The organism is Sessilibacter corallicola (genome assembly GCF_021290925.1).
In the GTDB taxonomy this organism is placed as follows: domain Bacteria; phylum Pseudomonadota; class Gammaproteobacteria; order Pseudomonadales; family Cellvibrionaceae; genus Sessilibacter; species Sessilibacter corallicola.
The window spans coordinates 1,538,329-1,556,079 of the sequence record NZ_JAJSLX010000001.1 but is presented as its reverse complement, the minus strand read 5'-3'; the positions used below and the strand labels follow the sequence as shown (position 1 = coordinate 1,556,079).

The window sequence follows — 17,751 nt, the reverse complement described above, 5'->3', positions numbered from 1 at the left end:
TTATTTCTTTTCTTTCTTCAAGCGTTCTGCTTCAAGTTGGTCGGCGATTGTCTCGTAGCCTGAAAGATCTTGATCTGCAGCGATTGGCCACTCAGGAACCACAGGCAGTAAATCTTTCTTAAGCGACAAGCCTTTTTGGCGACGTGCTTTAAGCTGTTGTTCGCGAATGAATCGGTACTTCTCGGCGGTTGTGCCGGTGAGTGTTTCGTCGTCGCGAATGACCGTCGCGCGAATGAATACCAACAAGTTGGTTTTGGTCACACGATCGCTGTTTGAGCGGAACAATCGGCCCACCAGTGGGATGCTGCCAAGTACTGGAACGCGAGACTGGAAGGTCTGAACGTTGTCACGCATCAAGCCGCCGAGAACAACGATTTGGCCGTCGCTGGCGAGAACTTGGGTGGTGATTGAGCGCTCGTTGGTGATTACGTCAGAAGCGCTGGTTTCACCGGTCAAGCTTGATACTTCTTGTTCGATATCGAGAACGATTTTATCGCCTTCGTTGATCTGAGGTGTGACGCGTAAGGTAATACCAACGTTTTGACGCTCGATGGTCTGGAACGGGTTGTTCACGTTGCCTTCTGTACTGGTGAAGCTACCGGTAACGAAAGGTACTTCCTGACCGACTGAAATTTCGGCTTCGTGGTTGTCGGTTGTCAGTACGCTCGGCGTAGAAAGGATGTTGGAGTTGGTCTTCTCGTTCAGTGCGTTCACTAGTGCGAGGAAACCTTTGTCACCATCGAAATCACCGATACCAAAAGTGGTACCTGTGATGGTTCCGATTGCGCCAGCTAAGTCTTCGATAACGTCGTCATCGTCAGAAAGCGCGATGGAACCTGCGCCTGCGAGAACACCGTCGCCAAGGGAATTGGCGCCAAAGCCGCCGTCTTCAGAGGCGAATAACCACTGAATACCTAAATCTTTACCGTCAACATCTTCAAGCTCTGCAATAACCGCTTCAACCAACACTTGGGCTCGGCGAATATCCAGACGCTCAACAACTTGGAGTAATGAATCAAGAGTGTCGCCTTCTGCGGTAATCAACAGCGCATTCGTGGATTCGTCAGCTTCGACGGAAGGACGAACACTGCTGGTAGGATTGGAGCCGCCTTCAGCGCCGCCACCGCCACCTTGTTGCAGGTTTTGCAGAAGTTGTTGCAAGGTTTGAGCAACTTCTGTGGCGTTGGCGTATTCAAGATAAATAACACGCACGTTACCGGTTTGTGCCTGTGGACGATCGATGCGGGCGACAAGATCTTTAACGCGTGTGCGTTGAAGTTGGTCGCCGCTCAATAACATAGAGTTGGTTCGGACATCGGCAATCATTTTTAAGGTGCCGGTGTCATTGGCTGCGTCACCACTGAGCAGTTGCTGCAGCATGCGAATGGCTTCGGTAACCGGTGCAAACTCTAATTGAATGATTTCAGTTTGTGCGACAGCAGCGCCATCAATTTGCGAGATAACTTGCTTAACACGCGTGATGTTGGCATAGGTATCAGAAATTACGATGGAGTTGCTGGGATCATAGGCCGCCATATGCGCGTGTTGTGCAACCAATGGGCGCAACACAGGCAAAATTTTCGCAGCCGAAACATTCTTTAACGTTACCACTTCGGTGATGTATTCATCACCGGCTTGAGATGGCACGTCTTTCATTACCGGAATGGGTGATGAACGGACTTCTTTGTTGGGAACAACGCGGACTACATCGCCATTTTCATAGGCGGTAAAACCGTGCAATTCTAAGATCGATAACAACAACGCGTAGGCTTGATCACGAGTAACTTCACCGTTGGTAAATACCTGAACCTTACCTTTTACCCGCGGATCGATGATCACGGTTTTATCGGTCTGTTCAGCAACAAAACGGATGACTTCCACAATGTCTGCGTCGTTAAAGCTGAGAGTCAGCTTCTCAGGCTCGGTACTTTGGGCGTTTCCATAACTCGCGCAAAGTAGGAGCGCTGCTAACAAAAATCGGCGCACGTTAATCCTCACTCCTCGGAATAGTCTTCAAGCGTAATATTTAATGACTCAGTTTGGCCGTCGCGAACCAAAGTAATGCTCGCGCTGGTTGCTTCTCGCATCTCGCGGTATACCTGAGAGACGCTACCGGAATTGTTGAGCGCAATTCCGTTAATTTCGGTCACAATATCGTTAGGTTGCAGGCCAAGCTGCGTAAAAAATTCGCGGTTGCGTCCGGGACGAATCTTGTAACCTACAATTTCGCCTTGGTCTCGATGGACGCTAAATTTAATAACTTCGGCTAAGGATTTTGGTGCTTGAGACACGACACGGCGTCGATTCTGCGGTGTTGGCTCTTCGTCCTCGTCTTCTTCAATGTTATCGGGATCAACGCCCGCTCTGGCTAACTCTTCATCAAAAATTTCGCGTGGATTTCTGCCTAAGCTGCCGAGTGATAAATTTCTCGATCTAACCGGTGCCGGTGCGCTGCTGACGCTGTCGCTGGGTTCAAAGAGTCTGAGTGCTTCGTTGCGACCGTTGTTTTCCAAAATCACTTGGTCAGTTTGTACCTGTACCAATCTGACATTATTTCCGCCGGGTAATTTTGCCCCGACTTGATAAAATTTTTCTTCGCGACCGTGGCCGATAACGGCTTCTGAATTGTCTGCGATGGAACTTAAAATGACGCCTTTTAAGGTTAAGTTGAGATCGGTTTCTTCAACATCGCGAATTAACTCGCTCGCCACTGGGGCAACTTCGGCAACTTCCTCTTCGGGATCGACAGAACCGAACAGTTCTGCGGCCAATAAAGCGTCGATATCGATTCCAGATTGACTTGCCGATGAGCCGGTCTTTGCTTCGACGACGGCATTGCGTGGTGTTGCGCTTGATGGCTCTGGAATTTGCGGGGCTGGAAACAGTGCCCAGAATAATGTGGCCAAGTTGAAACACGCCCACACCAAAAGCACTACAACAAGAAGGTTGCGGGCTAAAATAACGGTGCCTGGTTTACCCAGGTTTTGTTTTACCATCATTGGTAATTGGCTTATTGCTTGGCTCATGAGAGATAAGTCTGTTTTTCCCTAACGTCAGTCTTTTAGTCAGATGTTGTAAATTCAAATTGGTTCTTAATTAAAGGTGACGAAATCACCAAAGCGGCCAATCATACCTTTTATACAGTACTAACTGCCACTGCCTTCCTTGCAAATCCGGTGTTTAGAATTGATTTTTGAGTATTTAGTTTAAGTTTAGATGAGAAGCATCAGTGGATAAAATAGCTTTAAGATTCCTGATGTACTCGACTAAATTTTATTCGGCATTGACGTAAAGTTCATGACAGATTTTTACTAATCGTTAAAATGTCACAACTAAACCTAAATTCAAAAAACAATCCGCTTTACATTCGGAGCGCGAATAATGCTACAGAAATATGACGGTTTGGCGTCATAATTCTCGAAAGGTGGCATTAAGTTTTCCTTTGACTTGTATTTTTCTGGATTAACCGCACATTCGGATAAACTTTTTATCACGTCTGCGGTATATACAGGTCATTGACTAGCGCTTTGACAATTCCAGATTGAATAGTGCGCACGTTGGAGTAATTAATGAGCACAGTTTATCTACTACAAAACCAAAACAAGTTTTTCTTCAGCCGCCAGGGGTTATGGGTGAGCGGAAAAGAACCGGCAGGTTTGTATCGGGTAGTAAATAAAGACGAAGCAATCAATGAAATCTTTGAGATCAGTGCTCGTGACTTTGACCAGCGCATTACGGTCGTCGAAACTGAGGCGACCGAAAAAGGTGTTCCCATCATTGATCCCTCCTGGATTTCAGAGTTGCCAGAGCCAACCCACGGCGAAGAGCCCGACCCAGAAAGCGACGCTGTATCAGCAGAACCCGTCGCTGAATCTGACAACACAGAAGCGTCAAAAGCCACCGATGACGAATTAGCTTTGACGTTACCTGGTTTTGAGCCGTCTCAATCTGACGGTGCTGAGCTTGACACAATAGAAAAAGAAGGCGCTTAATCACGCTTCAGTTAAGTGGTGATGAAGTATTGAGCAACAGCTCTACCATTGATTGCTGATAACGCCCTGAGGAGGCCCCTTGGCAGATATAAATTCCCTCATTGAGGACCTGAAACAGCCAGAGAATTCGCCGCTTTTGTACGGTATTTTGCGCGGTTTAGAGAAAGAGAGCCTGCGTGTCGATACCGGCGGTGGCATTGCCAAAACACGCCATCCGAAAGAGCTTGGGTCAGCGTTGACTCATTCACAGATTACAACAGATTTTAGCGAATCCCTGCTCGAATTCATTACGCCGCCATCGCATCAGGTGGGCTCTGTGATTGAAAACCTCATGGCGACACACCAGTTCACCCACGGTGCGCTAAACGGTGAGCATCTGTGGCCTGCGAGTATGCCGTGCCTGTTGGACAAAGACGAAGATATTCCGGTTGCCTTGTACGGCAATTCGAACGTTGGTCGCATGAAGACTATTTATCGGCAGGGTTTAGGGCATCGCTACGGCCGTAAGATGCAGACGATATCGGGCATTCACTATAACTTTTCTTTGCCGAGTCCGTTTTGGGCTTATTTGCATGGGCGAGAAAAAACCAGTTTAGATCTTCAACAATTCAGAACTGAACGTTACTTCGATCTAATTCGCAACTTCCGCCGCTACTATTGGATTCTATTGTATTTGTTCGGTGCTTCTCCGGCTGTGTGCGGCTGTTTTGTGGAAGGGAAAGATCACAACCTCGATAAGTGGGATCAAAAAGGCGAGACCTTTTATCGCCCGTATGCAACTTCGCTGCGAATGGGTGATTTGGGGTATCAGAGTGACGCGCAATCCAGCTTATTGGTCGACTACAACGATCTCGGCTCGTATCTGCGTACTTTGTGTCGTGCAATCAACACACCTTACAAGGACTACACCGATCTAGGTGTTCAGAATGGTGCCGGTGATTATCAGCAATTAAACGCCTCACTTTTGCAAATTGAAAACGAGTTCTACAGTGCCATTCGTCCTAAGCGTACGGCACGTACCGGTGAAACGGCGTTAACGGCTCTGTTTTATCGTGGTGTTGAATACATTGAAGTGCGTTGTGTGGACTTGAACCCGTATGAGCCGCTCGGGATTTCCCGTAACCAGATGCTGTTTTTGGATACGTTCTTACTGTATTGCTTATTGGAGCCGAGCCCGCAAACCTTTGAAAAAGAGTTCCGCGCGATTCAGGAGAATCAAAAACGCACCGTGTACGAAGGACGCGATCCGAATTTAAAACTCATTGCCAATGGCAGTGAAAAGCCGCTGCGCCAATGGGGGCAGCAATTGCTCGAATCGATGCACCCAGTGGCGGAGCTGTTGGATATTTCCTGTGGTAATCAAGGTTACATGGCTGCCCTTGAAAGCCAGTGTGCTCTGATTGAAAACCCAGAATTGACGCCATCGGCAAAAATTCTCCAGGCGATGAAAGACAACAATCAAAGCTTCTTTGAGCATGTTATGTCTTTAGCGCAATCCCATTCTAAGTACTTCAAAACTGTGGGCATTGATGAATCCTCCTATAAGCGATTGCAGGATATGGCTGAGGATTCTTTGCTTGAGCAGGCAAAAATTGAAGTGAAAGATAAGCTGAGTTTTGAAGACTACTTGCAAGATTATTACGCGCAGTACGACTTCTGTGCTCGCGCTTAATGCAATGTTCTAGAGATAGATTATCAATTATTTAGCGCATATTTTGGTGGTTGGTTCGAACCCCGACCACCAGATCGGAGCTTTCTTAGGGGACTTTGTCAAAGGTCCCCTTTCCACTGAACGACCTTTGCACATCGAGCAAGGTATATGGCACCACCGACAATTAGACGCTTGGAGCAATCAACACGAGGGTATGCGCGAATGTGCCGCCGAATTTGGTGAGCAACATCGCCGTGTGGCACCTATCTTGTTGGATTTATTCATCGACCACTTTCTCTGTCGTAACTGGCAGCAATTCCACAACACGTCGCTGCGCGAATTTTCCCGGCAGTTCTATCAAGACTTATCCACAAGAGAAACCTTTTTGCCCGAACGAGCTTTAAACTGGCTCACCTATGCGCAAAAAAAAGATTTATTGATGGGCTATGGCGAATTAGAACAGCTTAAAAATATCGTCCGTTCTATGGATGAGCGCCGCAGAAAACCTCTGGGGTTAACGGCGGCATTTGAAGCGGGCGTCAGCCAATACTCATTATTGGAAAAACGCTTTTTTGATCTTTTTCCGGATATTGTTCGTCAATCAAACGTGCTCAACAACCAATTTCCCGCCGCTTTTGGTATTAATCCGCGAAACTAAATAGCGCGAAATCCCAAGAATTTTCTCTAATATTGCACGTTGGTAAGTGCCACATTTGTACACGCTTTTGAGAGATTTTTGCGGCTAATGCGGCAGACACAACTGAGTCATAGAGCGGGTGATCTGTCGAAATAGCAATTCGTGGTGGACCATCACCGCATGCGGGTAGTAGCTCTGGTGAATCGATATAAAATACAGCTAGGGCTGTATCACCGGCTTGGTTGTAGGTCGAAAAATTGTTACTGAAAAACCAGATGTCACTAATAAGGCCCGTAACTCGGGTGGTTTGGGCAAAACTTGGTGCGGCTGATATCGCCAGTACTAGCAGTAGAAAAAAGCGTTTCAAAATAAACTCTCCAAAATTTAGGTGGAAGAAACGCTAAAAATTATGCCACTTGGGCGGATGAACTTTTTTCGTATATTTCATCGAAAAATCAACGGAGTACGACGAGGCTTACTGCTGACAAGTCACCGCGGTTTTCAATGTTTGCATCGCTTGAAGTTCGGCGTCCCGACGATGGCAAATCATCATGGTGGGAATCATTGCGATTTCTTCGGGCAATTTCTCAACGACTAATTCCGATCGAAATCGGCTCGATTCTACAACCCATTTCGGCATTAATGTCATGCCTAACCCAACGCTGACGCACCCCAATATGCCGTCGAGAGTTCCCAATTCAATGACTTCTTGTGTGGGTCTGCCGAGTCGAGAATGCCACTGCAATGACCGATTGCGGTACGCACAACCTTCGCGAAAAAGCATTAGCGGTGTGTCTGGATTGTCATCGGCGGCGGCTCGCACCAATACCAGTTCTTCGATCAATACTTGTGTGGCGACAAGGTCTTCGTGATCGAACTGGCCGCCAATAAAGACGCAGTCGAGTTTGTGTTGTAGCAACTTTTCAATCAAGTGCTCAGAGGTGTTGGTTTCTACTCGCAGCTTAATGCCATTGTGCTGGCTTCGCAGCGCTTTTAAGGCACTGGGTAAACGAAAAGAGGCAAATGTCTCCATGGTTCCGATTCGCAATTCGCCCGTCAAAGAATTGCTTTGCTGTACTGCTTGGTGGGCGTGTTTGTGCATTTGCAGCAGTTCACGGGCGTGCTTTGCCAGCTCTCGTCCCGAGCGTGATAACTCAAGCCGTCGACCGCTTCGGTAAAACAACTCTGTCCCTAATTCTTGTTCCAGCCGTTTGATGCGCGAGGTGACGTTCGACTGGACCGTGTGCAGGGACTTTGACGCCGCTTGCACGCCGCCTTCATCAATGACTGCCAGAAATGTTTGCAATGACTGAATTTCCATAGTTGTACCTAAAAAGCTCATATCTCAAATGGAGAACAAAAGGTTCTCTATTATTCGTTTGAAGAGAATATGCATATTATTTATGGTAAGCGCGAATTAAACAACTAGGTGGTGTATGGAATCTTCGGCACTCAGATATCGCGTGATGGCCGCTGGAGTAATGTGCGTGTTGCTTACCATTGGTATCGGCCGCTTTGCTTACACGCCTTTATTGCCAGTTATGCAAGAGCAAACCGGGCTTGGGTTGTCGCGCGGCGGTTGGTTGGCCGCCGTTATTTACATGGGTTACCTCGCCGGTGCTTTATTGGCCAGCCAAATAACCAGTTTGCGCACAAAAGACCGCTTTTATCGCATAGCACTAATATTAGGTGTGCTGAGTACGCTTGGTATGGCGCTGTCGGACAACTTTTGGTTGTGGGTGTTTTTTCGATTTCTTGCCGGGCTCAGCGGTACCGCAGGCATGATTATTTCAGCTGCCCTGATATTACACTGGCTGGTGCAGCACGGTTTCCGGGGGGAGCTGGGCATTCATTACGGCGGCGTTGGTTTGGGCGTGGTTATTGTCACCCTAGTTATTGAGTCGATGAGTGCCTATTTTGATTGGCGTGAGCAATGGCTGGGTTTGACGCTGCTATCGATGGTGCTGGCGGTGCTTGCCTGGGTTTGGCTGCCGTCGCCGGATACAGAAAAGCCGGTCGCGAAGCAGCAGACCCAGGATCACCCGCCGAGTCCGTTGTTTTTCAGATTATTTTTGGCCGCCTATTGTTGTGCTGGTGTCGGCTACGTTGTCAGTGTGACGTTTATTGTTGCCATTATCGATGGTTTACCCGGCATGGAAGGCAAAGGCGGTTTGGGCTTTTTGGTGATGGGTCTTGCCGCCGCAGCCGGAGCATTTCTGTGGGATCGGGTGGCAAGAAGCATCGGCTATTTTGCTTCACTGAGCGCTGCCGCCTTGCTGCAAATAGCCGGAATTCTGCTGCCGGTGATGATGCCGAGCTTGCCCTTTGTTCTGCTCGGTTGTGTGCTATTTGGTGCGACGTTTATCGGCTTGGTGTCGCTGGTGTTAACCATGAGTGGTCACTACTTCCCCACTCGACCCGCAAAAATGATGGGCAAAATGTCGGTTGCTTATGGTGTCGCTCAAATTGTGGGGCCAGCGGTAACAGGAATCATTGCCGAGTACACCGGAAACTACAACGTGGGTCTTTATATGGCGGCGTTGGTGATGGTGGTTGGCTTGTGTTTATTTATTTTGCTGAAATATTTAGACACAAAAGAAGATCGACAAATCGACGAGATTGCCGCTTATTCGGCGCGTTAACAGAATCAATTACGGAGAGAAATCATGCCTTACGTCAATATTAAAATTACCAATGAAGGTGCCACCGCCGAACAGAAAGCTGAGCTTATTCAGGGGGTTACTGAGTTGTTGCAAACCACCTTAAATAAGAATCCGGCAACCACCGTTGTGGTTATTGATGAGGTCGAAACCGACAACTGGGGAATTGGCGGCGAGGTGGTGACTGAAATCCGAAAACGGGCCAAATAGTGGTCAATTTAAGAGAAAATCTATCCACAATTTCTGTGGATAGACCTGAATATATGTCTTGGAAAAGTATTAGCGCTGGACAATAAAGTTATCGAAATACAAATCGACAACACCGCTTGATCCCTCTTGTTCCTCTAGAACCGCGTGGACTTCTTCCAGTGCAGCTTGGCGGAGTAACTCTTTGCCCGCTTGGGTATCAACAGCGTCGTTGGTTTGTTTGCTCAAAAGAAGCACAATGTTATTTCTAAGATAAGGTAAGTGGTGTCGAACTTGGTTGGCTGTTGCGCTGTCTTTTACTCGAACTGATATGTCCGCTTTGATGTAACGGAGTTTGCCTGGTCCACCGTAGTTGACCACAAACGACGGTTTTATGGGGATGTAAATTGCCGCGATGGGTTCGCCCTCTGCGGCTTCTTCCTCGGCGAAAGCGATAGGTGTTGAAGCCACCCATAAAATTATGAGTGACATGATCAGGCGGTAGAGAAACGTCATCGTCGCATCCTCGAAAGTGGCGTAAGTAATTTCAACAGCACCAAAGCAATCGATAGGATAAAATGTCGCTTTGGGTCGCAGAAACTAGGAGAATTCTGATTTTGTCTGCTTCATCTTTCTGGTTGCCGGGTATTCGACTGACCAATTTCATCGTATTTTTAGGTTGCGTTGGCTTAATGGCTGTCGGCCTTTACATGCAATACTTTATGGATCTGGTGCCGTGCGCACTGTGTATTACCCAGCGTATTTTCATTATAGCCACTGGTTCTTGGGCGCTAATTGCATTTGTTGTTCACAACGCAGTGACAGCCCGAAAGGTGCTGTCTTTCTTGGCGATTATCAGCGCTATCGCAGGTGGCTTTTTCTCCTCGCGTCAGTTGTGGTTACAAAGTCTTCCTGAAGATCAGGTGCCCGCGTGCGGACCGTCATTCGACTATTTAATCGAAGCATTTCCTCTGCAAGAAGCGTTAACGGTTTTATTGCGTGGTGACGGTAATTGCGCTGAGGTTTCTTGGACATTTTTGGGATTGAGTATTCCCGGTTGGACTCTGGTGGCTTTCGCCGGTCTTGTTCTTATTAATATTTGGCAGCTTCTGCGACGCAGTTAGGATTTATTCAGTGGTAATTCGCGGGTTGGTATTACTTTTTGGCTTCCAAATGTTGGGGGAGTTTGTTTCCCGCTCATTTGGCTTGGTTATTCCGGGTTCGGTCATTGGTTTAATGTTGTTGTTTGTGACCTTCTTATTTATTCCTCTGCCTGAGTCAGTAAAAGTCGTCAGTGATCACCTAATCCGCTACCTCGGTGTATTTTTTATGCCGGCCGGTGTTGGTTTATTTTATTTACCGCAAGAAATTCTAGGGCAATGGCCCGCGCTTCTCGCCGGTATGGTTTTAGGAACGGCAGTCGCCATTTTAATTTGTGCCCTCCTCCTTAAATGGATGACTAAGCTGTGACTTTCGATCCCGCCATTCAAGAAATATTAGAAACTCCCCTATTTTCAGTGTTCATTACACTGCTGGGATTTCAGCTTGGCTTCATGGCCTACGAACGAGTAGGACGAAAGGTCTGGATGCACCCCGTACTTGCCGGTTCTTTCCTGGTGGCAGGTTTTATCGCCATTACGCCCATGGAGTTTGAAACCTACAAACAAGGCAGTACCTTGTTGGTCTACTTTTTGGGAACGGTTTCTGTGGCTTTGGCGGTGCCATTGCGATTGGAGTTAAAAGCGCTGCGCGGTTTGGTCATTCCCGCCAGCTTGATGATTATTGTTGCCAGTGTGATTGCACCTCTATCGGCGTTAGGTTTTGCTTGGTTGTTTGGCGGTGACACCGAAATTCTTGTCAGTATGATGACCAAGACGGTTACCAGTCCGATGGCCTATGGCATTGCCGAATCGATCGGTGGCATTGTTGCTCTGTCGACGGCAATTACGGTGTTTACCGGAGTTGTTGGTGCTTTGCTCGGCCCGCCGATTTTTAAATGGGTGGGTTTATCCGACGACCGTCTTCAAGGCTTGTTGCTCGGCACCCTTGCTCATGGTGTTGGCACCATGCGTGGTTTTGAAATCAGTGTTCGCTGTGGTGCTCTTGCAGGATTAAGTATGGGAATCACGGGAACGGTCAGCGCTTTCGTGCTTCCTTATATGCACTCGTTACTGTTTTAACTCGTTTAACCTCGGATACTTCAATTTCACAGTCGACACGTCCCTGTGTCGATTCCTTACTGAGTGCCTAGTCTCTGGATTTAAACTTTTTGGAAGTTTTCTGGGCGTTTTTATAAAAACGTCCAAGGGCACGATCATTACTGCGTCTTTCGGCAACGGATTCATTATTACGCGCCTGCTCGGACAGCAATTTGTGGTAGTTATCCAATAATCGCGCCTCCAGTTTGTCAGACTCAACGGCTTGCAACACCGCACAGCCTGGCTCTGTGGTGTGTGAGCAGTTTTTGAAGCGGCAATTTTCGGCCAGGATTTCAATCTCGTGAAACGTGGTTTTAATGCCGTGTTCGCTATCAACCATTTGCAGCTCACGCATTCCGGGCGTATCAATTAGCAGACCGCCGCCGGATAATCGATGCAAACTTCTTCCGGTTGTCGTGTGTCTTCCTTTGCTGTCGCTTTCTCGAATGGCTCCGGTTTTCTGAGCGCTAGCAGCGGTTAGACCATTGATGATGGTTGATTTCCCCACTCCAGAAGAACCCAGCAACGCGGTTGTCTGGCCCACACCAATCCACTGTTTGAGGGAGTCGAGTTCGTCGGTATGGGTGGCGTTCAAGGTCTCGATTGCCAGCGAAGGATGGGCGTTGGCGATCGCCTGCACGAACACCGAGGTATCACTGCACAAATCCGCTTTTGTTATCACCGCCACGCAATGAATCGCTGACTCATTAGCAATCGATAGATAACGTTCCAGCCGGTTTAGCGAGAAATCGTCATTACACGAAGTCACGATAAACAGCGTGTCGATATTGGCTGCGATTAGCTGAAGTGCTGAAGTCTGGCCGGCGCTCTTTCGTTTCAGCAACGACTTGCGCTCAAGCAATTGCTGAGGTTGGAGGTGTTCATCGAGCATCAACCAGTCGCCAACGGTTGGGCGCTCGTAAGTGTCTGCGTTACGCCAAAAATGACTGCCCAGCGCTACGTCGATCGGCTGCCCGTTTTTGTTGAGGCCGACGCATTCCACTTGGCTGCGGTGTTGTGAAATAACTCGAAAAGGAAGTTGTGTATCAAGTTGTTCAAAGGTCAGTTGAGACTGAAAGTAATTGTTCCAACCGAGGTCGGAAAGGTGCTGAAAATACATGAGTGTTTTCCCAAAATTACGCATAGCAAAGCCGCACAAACACAGTGTGTTGCGCTGATAATTTGGGATTCGTGCGAATCCCGGCTCACAAGCCGGGCACTAACCAGTAGCAGAGAAATTCACTGCTTAGTGTGAGTTAGCTTTTGCTCCGGCCTGGCGGTGGAAAACAATCATGGATACGCCCCCTTCGGAATTTGGAGTATTGAAATTACAGTGAGTATACCACCGTCTACTTTAACAGTGGGTGAAGGTGAAGTTTAAAAATTGATGGATCGCAGCTTTCGATAAAAAACGCCCCCCCTTTTGCTTAAACTGCTGTATCTCGTGTTTCTGGGGCCAAGACTTATAGGGGTGTTGTGCGTTTTCTTTTTGCGGTTTGAGGTCATTTGGGTTTTGCAAAAACGCCTGCAAAATCTCTGACGCCAATACCGCGTGGGCCATAGAAAACTCTAAATAGCTGCCGACAGAACCAAGGTTTTGTCGAGACTGGCAATAAATTGGACCGCGATCAATTTCTGCTGATATCTGGTGCAACGAGGTCGAGCAGGTGAAATCCCCGCGCAATAATTTTTGAAAAACTGGATCAACACCACGATCATCCGGCAGTAAAGACGGATGAATATTAATGGCCTGCGGGCGGCTGCGATTTAAAAACCTAGGCGATAGTATTTGATCGCAGCCATTAATCAAAAAGTAGTTCGGGTTAATCTCATTGATGATGTTAATGGTGTCGTCGGAATTAAAGTCGTCGGCATAAATTAGCGAGAAGCCGTATTCATCACTCAAACGATTTAAATTCCACAATTTAGAAGATTCATTTTCTTGCTCGGATTGACGGTTAACCTTAGATAGTAACCATTGGTTTGCGAGTAAAAAACCAAAATAACTGAACCCGAATCGTTGAATAAGAAAATTGATATCGAGAATTCCGAGCACGGGACGACGATCAATGACAACGGGTTTTGTTGATACGACGACAGCCTCTAAAGTGCATTTTTGAACTCGCAAATAATGGTTGATGAAATACAGAGAATAAACACTTGGCAATACGCCTAAAATAATACGCATAACGAAAACGTTAAATAACCGACATAGATTGCAAAATTTGCATGGCGTTGGTTTGTGCAACCACGCCGCAACGCAGTTTGTAGTCAAAATCAAACGCGACAGAGCCCTCTTGGTGACTCAGTGATTCTTGGAAATGGTATTGACTGACAATTTGGTTTACTTCATCCGATTTAGCGATCGATATATCGTTGGTCGAAATCAATCCGTAGCCACCGTAAGTGTCGAGCTTGTTGAGCAAACGAGTGAACACCAGCTTTCTTTCTAAATCGTTAGATCCTCGTAAAACTTCATCCAACAAAAATAACGTATTAATGTTATCGGATTGTTTGTTCTTCTCTAAAATATCGATCAGCGTTTTTATTTTAATAACTTCGGCCATAAACAGTGAGACACCGTCTAACAGCGAATCCGAGATGTGCATGCTGGTTAAAACGTCCAAGCGCGGCATTGACAGCGATTGCGCGCAAACCACGGAGCCAATCATAGCGAGCTTAGCGTTAACACCGAGCGTGCGTAAAAACGTCGTCTTGCCCGACATGTGAGAGCCAGTAATAACACAAATTTTATCGTTCGGCGTTAATGTTAGAGAATTCCTGATTGCCTCATCCTGTTTTAATAAAGGATGCCCGCCGTGTTCCATCACGATTTCAGACGATCTGTCTTTCTGAATGTGCGGTAAGGTCCATGTGGAGTTCTCATAAGCTACCGCCGCAAGAATCGATAAGGATTCAAATTGTGAAATTGCATCAATGCATTGATCGAATGCGTGCGTGTTCTTAGACGCCCAATGTTGCAATCTTAAAAAGACGTGTAAATCCCAGGCCAAAAACAACGACGCCAAAATATAAGGAATCGCGCTCAAGCGTAATTCAGATAATAAAATTAAGCGGTACAAGCTTAACAGTTGCTCGGAAAACGGAACGTTTTTTTCGGCAGAAAACAGTTCGCTTTGTAAATGATTAATGAGTGGCGACTGACTTTTATACTGTTCAATTTCTTGGCTTAGCTTAGTTAAATTCTCAATTTGCTCAGGTTTGATATTGATTTGATAATAGAGCTCAGTAACGGCTTGCCTGAACTTTAACAGTAACGCAGCGTTTATAATGACGTATGCTAAAACACTTATTGCTGAAAGTACGCCGGTAACTACCAGTAAAATCAACAGGGCACCTAAGCCGTTCCAACAACGCAGAGCAATCAGTTTTTGCTTTGGTTTTTTTACCAGCGTAAATTCCGATTGTAACCAGTCAACTAAGTGGTTGAGCTGGCCGATATTTTTAATCTGCAATCCGAGAGCATTAATGGTTTGCCGGAAGCCTAATTGGTTTTTAAGGTCTTGGTGCCCAGCCTGCCTTTCGGTAATGTCTTCGATAGTAGGCGTTTTTTCTAACCAGCTTTTTAGCGTGTTGAGCCCAAGTGGTGAAGATATATGGCTTAACAACGAAATAATTGATCGCGTGCCGCCGATATTTAAATCTTGCCAAAATACCGTTTTAGATTCAGTTTGTTCCGGCGCTTCTAGATTTTTCCAATCGCGATTCATTCTCGCCATCGAACGCCGATTGATAGCTAACAGTGTTTCGTCGCTGTGCTTAAGCGCTGTGACTTTTTTATAGCGCGCGACAAAGCCGAAGAACACTGTCAATACAGCGGCGCTGAGTATTAGAAGAAGTGGGTAGCGATCGACAAAAAATAACGTGATCACAAAACCAATAAAAGACACTGTTCGGTAGCGAGACAGTAACGCCAGCGCTTGGCTGTGTTTTGCCACCTGCTGAGTATAGTGCTCCAGCTTTTCTGTGATTTGCGCGCGCGCGGAATTTTCAGTATTGATGGCTAAATACCTCTTCAAAATGATGCGCTTAGATTACCACAGTTTTATTTAAGACCAGACCTTATGGGCGGTTGGGGTTCGGCAAGGGCTTTGGCAATTAATGTCGAAAGCCATCGGAAGGGTTTTCGAACTGAAACGGCCATCGCTAAGGGCAGCAGTTCAGCGCCAAAGTTTTGTTTGGGAAAATAGTTGGTGATGCCCATGTCCATGTGAGTCATACGTCGGTGACAGGCGTTTTCTAGGTCAAACCACATTAACGCGTAATAAAAATTGGGATCGTCAGGTTTAATTTCACGGGTTCCGAAAATATACGGATTGTAGATGGTTGAACTGAATATGCTGATCGTAAACGCTGCAACTCGTGAATCGTCGTCGTAAATCACCGTTGCTTCGGAAAATGGGTTTTTCGCCAAATCCAGTAAAAATGATTTTGGGAAAGGCTCGCGTACGTATTCTTGCGCGCGATGATGAACGTTGAGATAAAGCGAATAAAACGTATCGACTAATTGGCTGAAATCCAGTTGCCGTTCAACGCGATATTGCTGCTGAGTGAGATCGGTCAAGGATTTGCGAATCAGTCGACGATAATTACGCTTTAACCGGCTTTTGTGAGATTCCGCCGATTGATCGCCAATAGAAAGCGCTGCAATTGGATGTAAAGACGTAAACGAGAAATGGCCAAATTTTGATTTTAAATCGTAAAAGTGACTGTCACTGTTCGATTGAATCATAAAGTCTCTGACAATCAACAGCCAGGCTTTAGGGTGATGCTGTTCTAGGCATTGAGTGCTCAGAGAAAAAAATTGAGATTCTGTAATGGCTTGATCGTCGAACCACCAAGTTTGGCTGTGGCACTCCGGATTGCCTGTCATGGCAATAGAAATTGCGCCAAAATTTTTCAGAAGATGTCTAACGCTATTGACGCAAGATTCCGTCAATCCTTGAGCGCCTTGAAATAAGTCGTGTCGGTATTGGCAACTAAAAAATAAAGCGATGGGTTTGCTGCTGTCGGTGGCGGAATAAACCGAAAAGTAGAAATACTGCCTTGCGGGAAAACTGCTTTCGATAATTTGAAGAAATTGATGAGACTTGGCGGCGTGGTTAAAGCCGATTTTTTGGTCCCATAAGTCGGCGTCTAACTCGTTTATTGACGTGGCAACATGAATGTTAAAATTGTCAATTACAGTATTCAAACTAATAACCTGCGCGGGAGGGAATTATCGCTTGATCTAAATGAGCAGAATGGGCATTGGAATCTTTGAAAATATTGCGTGCCGGAATTTCTGGGTACGGCGGCAGTACTTGGTGTTTAAACAACCGTAATAGTTTATTGATTATCGGATTTTTGTGCTTGATTGCTACGTACAGTTTTTCTAACTCAATGCCGAAATTAGATTTTGCCTCGTAACTCGTTTGACCAAGTTCTACCGTATAGCATTGTCTGTCTTGCGCTTCTTGCAACAGTTTTACCAGACAATTGAAATAAAGCCCGGCGTCGTTTAGGTACTGATAATCCATACCCAAATAAATGGGGTGCATTTGGCGGCCTTGTAGAATCAATTCCATGGCGACAATTTTTTCTTGGTGGTAGCCGACCAGCACCGCCGAACGTTCGCCCAAGGCAGTATTAATGCTTTTGAAAAAATCCGGCGTTAATTGTTCAAATTTTACTTTGGATCTATTGAGGACATTTAAGTACAGCTCGCAAAGCGTTTCCGACAAATCACCAAAATCGGAAATCAATTCCCAGCGTAAGCCGCTGTTGGAAAATTTATTGAGGTAACCTTTTATCGAGCTTCGATAGCGATTTCTCAAGCGCTGTAAATACGGCTCACCGTTTATTTCACCCACATAAGTAAATGTGGTTGGCGGGCTTTCGCCGATGACAAAGTCTTCTTTAATCTGCTGAAATAACACCGATTGGTATCGGTTTCTGATTTCTTTTATTAACGTAACCGTGCTGTTGGTTTGCTTGCAGCGCTCTTCAATGGCTGAGAAAGCTACCGATAGAATCGATTGCAGATCCGAGCGGCAGTCTTGATGAATGCCGATTAAATCATCGCAGATGGAAATCGGTGCGCCCGCAACAAAGGCTTTCAGTTTTAAAAAATTTGGGTAAATCTTGCGTATGCGAGCGACGATATTTTGAGTGCTAACGCTGGCGACGTCGGTTAATGAAATTCGATATTCAAAACATGGAAGAATCCCTACCACACGATTTTCTTGTGTAACCACGCAGTAGTGAAAATTGACGTCACGGAAATTAGAGGTTTCGTACGCGCGCTGTAAATCGTATGAGCGCAGAATGTCATCTTCGGGAAAACAGGCTTGCCAGTCGGCAAGCGACACCTGGTCAATGTTGTCAAACCATTGAACGTTAAATGTAGTTGCTTGCACCATACTCC

Annotated in this window: 18 protein-coding genes; 8 read left to right on the top strand and 10 right to left on the bottom strand. The window is 46.4% G+C overall.

Annotated elements, in window-relative coordinates:
- Positions 1–1,986, bottom strand: a complete 1,986-nt coding sequence (gene gspD, locus LU361_RS06555) for a type II secretion system secretin GspD (protein WP_233088018.1) — start codon at positions 1,984–1,986, stop codon at positions 1–3.
- 8 nt (positions 1,987–1,994) lie between these two features.
- The gene (gspC, locus tag LU361_RS06550; RefSeq protein WP_233088017.1) at positions 1,995–3,026 is read right to left on the bottom strand and encodes a type II secretion system protein GspC; all 1,032 of its coding nucleotides are present in this window, start codon (positions 3,024–3,026) and stop codon (positions 1,995–1,997) included.
- Positions 3,027–3,569: 543 nt separating this feature from the next.
- Between gspC and LU361_RS06545 the strand changes: the two genes are divergently transcribed.
- From LU361_RS06545 to LU361_RS06535, 3 genes are all read left to right on the top strand, one after another.
- Complete coding sequence (locus tag LU361_RS06545) at positions 3,570–3,992, top strand: hypothetical protein (RefSeq protein ID WP_233088016.1); 423 nt, start codon at positions 3,570–3,572, stop codon at positions 3,990–3,992.
- 79 nt (positions 3,993–4,071) lie between these two features.
- The gene (gshA, locus tag LU361_RS06540; RefSeq protein WP_233088015.1) at positions 4,072–5,664 is read left to right on the top strand and encodes a glutamate--cysteine ligase; all 1,593 of its coding nucleotides are present in this window, start codon (positions 4,072–4,074) and stop codon (positions 5,662–5,664) included.
- Positions 5,665–5,683: 19 nt separating this feature from the next.
- The gene (locus LU361_RS06535) at positions 5,684–6,301 is read left to right on the top strand and encodes an acyl carrier protein phosphodiesterase (protein WP_434064658.1); all 618 of its coding nucleotides are present in this window, start codon (positions 5,684–5,686) and stop codon (positions 6,299–6,301) included.
- On the opposite strand, the gene LU361_RS06530 is transcribed toward LU361_RS06535, so the two are convergent.
- The gene (locus LU361_RS06530; protein WP_233088013.1) at positions 6,285–6,647 is read right to left on the bottom strand and encodes a hypothetical protein; all 363 of its coding nucleotides are present in this window, start codon (positions 6,645–6,647) and stop codon (positions 6,285–6,287) included. The two genes, LU361_RS06535 and LU361_RS06530, sit on opposite strands and share 17 nt — an antisense overlap.
- 108 nt (positions 6,648–6,755) lie before the next feature.
- Positions 6,756–7,601: a LysR family transcriptional regulator gene (locus LU361_RS06525; RefSeq protein ID WP_233088012.1), complete on the bottom strand. Its 846-nt coding sequence runs from the start codon at positions 7,599–7,601 to the stop codon at positions 6,756–6,758.
- A 115-nt stretch (positions 7,602–7,716) separates the two neighbouring features.
- Here LU361_RS06525 and LU361_RS06520 point away from each other — a divergent pair, with 115 nt between their 5' ends.
- Together LU361_RS06520 and LU361_RS06515 are read left to right on the top strand one after the other, a co-directional pair.
- On the top strand, positions 7,717–8,922 hold the full coding sequence (locus LU361_RS06520; RefSeq protein WP_233088011.1) for a YbfB/YjiJ family MFS transporter: 1,206 nt from the start codon (positions 7,717–7,719) through the stop codon (positions 8,920–8,922).
- 24 nt (positions 8,923–8,946) lie between these two features.
- On the top strand, positions 8,947–9,150 hold the full coding sequence (locus LU361_RS06515) for a 2-hydroxymuconate tautomerase family protein (RefSeq protein ID WP_233088010.1): 204 nt from the start codon (positions 8,947–8,949) through the stop codon (positions 9,148–9,150).
- Positions 9,151–9,219: 69 nt separating this feature from the next.
- Here LU361_RS06515 and LU361_RS06510 read toward each other — a convergent pair whose 3' ends face one another.
- Complete coding sequence (locus LU361_RS06510; RefSeq protein WP_233088009.1) at positions 9,220–9,642, bottom strand: flagellar basal body-associated FliL family protein; 423 nt, start codon at positions 9,640–9,642, stop codon at positions 9,220–9,222.
- Between the two features lie 101 nt (positions 9,643–9,743).
- On the opposite strand from LU361_RS06510, the gene LU361_RS06505 reads away from it, so the two are divergent.
- Genes LU361_RS06505 through LU361_RS06495 form a run of 3 tightly spaced genes read left to right on the top strand, consistent with a single transcriptional unit; the run spans position 9,744 to position 11,306 of the window.
- A complete protein-coding gene (locus tag LU361_RS06505; protein WP_233088008.1) occupies positions 9,744–10,250 on the top strand; it encodes a disulfide bond formation protein B in 507 nt (168 codons plus the stop codon).
- A gap of 10 nt (positions 10,251–10,260) precedes the next feature.
- On the top strand, positions 10,261–10,596 hold the full coding sequence (locus LU361_RS06500) for a CidA/LrgA family protein (protein WP_233088007.1): 336 nt from the start codon (positions 10,261–10,263) through the stop codon (positions 10,594–10,596).
- Complete coding sequence (locus LU361_RS06495; RefSeq protein ID WP_233088006.1) at positions 10,593–11,306, top strand: LrgB family protein; 714 nt, start codon at positions 10,593–10,595, stop codon at positions 11,304–11,306. Before LU361_RS06500 ends, LU361_RS06495 begins: the two co-directional genes overlap by 4 nt.
- A 67-nt stretch (positions 11,307–11,373) precedes the next feature.
- Here the strand turns inward: LU361_RS06495 and rsgA are convergent, their stop codons facing one another.
- The 5 genes from rsgA to LU361_RS06470 form a co-directional block, all read right to left on the bottom strand.
- Positions 11,374–12,444: a ribosome small subunit-dependent GTPase A gene (gene rsgA, locus LU361_RS06490; RefSeq protein WP_233088005.1), complete on the bottom strand. Its 1,071-nt coding sequence runs from the start codon at positions 12,442–12,444 to the stop codon at positions 11,374–11,376.
- 234 nt (positions 12,445–12,678) lie between these two features.
- Positions 12,679–13,512 (bottom strand): formyltransferase family protein, encoded by an 834-nt coding sequence (locus tag LU361_RS06485; protein WP_233088004.1) that lies wholly within the window; start codon positions 13,510–13,512, stop codon positions 12,679–12,681.
- A 10-nt stretch (positions 13,513–13,522) separates the two neighbouring features.
- Positions 13,523–15,364 carry a MutS-related protein gene (locus tag LU361_RS06480; RefSeq protein ID WP_233088003.1) on the bottom strand — a complete coding sequence of 614 codons (1,842 nt, stop codon included), beginning with the start codon at positions 15,362–15,364 and terminating at the stop codon, positions 13,523–13,525.
- A gap of 26 nt (positions 15,365–15,390) precedes the next feature.
- On the bottom strand, positions 15,391–16,539 hold the full coding sequence (locus LU361_RS06475) for a GNAT family N-acetyltransferase (protein ID WP_233088002.1): 1,149 nt from the start codon (positions 16,537–16,539) through the stop codon (positions 15,391–15,393).
- Position 16,540: 1 nt separating this feature from the next.
- Complete coding sequence (locus tag LU361_RS06470) at positions 16,541–17,746, bottom strand: GNAT family N-acetyltransferase (RefSeq protein ID WP_233088001.1); 1,206 nt, start codon at positions 17,744–17,746, stop codon at positions 16,541–16,543.
- Positions 17,747–17,751: the final 5 nt, after the last annotated feature.

Coding starts and splice junctions, on each gene's coding strand:
- gspC (WP_233088017.1), bottom strand. CDS start 3,026: ATGAGCCAAGCAATAAGCCAATTACCAATGATGGTAAAACAAAACCTG.
- LU361_RS06545 (WP_233088016.1), top strand. CDS start 3,570: ATGAGCACAGTTTATCTACTACAAAACCAAAACAAGTTTTTCTTCAGC.
- LU361_RS06525 (WP_233088012.1), bottom strand. CDS start 7,601: ATGGAAATTCAGTCATTGCAAACATTTCTGGCAGTCATTGATGAAGGC.
- LU361_RS06520 (WP_233088011.1), top strand. CDS start 7,717: ATGGAATCTTCGGCACTCAGATATCGCGTGATGGCCGCTGGAGTAATG.
- LU361_RS06515 (WP_233088010.1), top strand. CDS start 8,947: ATGCCTTACGTCAATATTAAAATTACCAATGAAGGTGCCACCGCCGAA.
- LU361_RS06510 (WP_233088009.1), bottom strand. CDS start 9,642: ATGACGTTTCTCTACCGCCTGATCATGTCACTCATAATTTTATGGGTG.
- rsgA (WP_233088005.1), bottom strand. CDS start 12,444: ATGTATTTTCAGCACCTTTCCGACCTCGGTTGGAACAATTACTTTCAG.
- LU361_RS06485 (WP_233088004.1), bottom strand. CDS start 13,512: ATGCGTATTATTTTAGGCGTATTGCCAAGTGTTTATTCTCTGTATTTC.
- LU361_RS06470 (WP_233088001.1), bottom strand. CDS start 17,746: ATGGTGCAAGCAACTACATTTAACGTTCAATGGTTTGACAACATTGAC.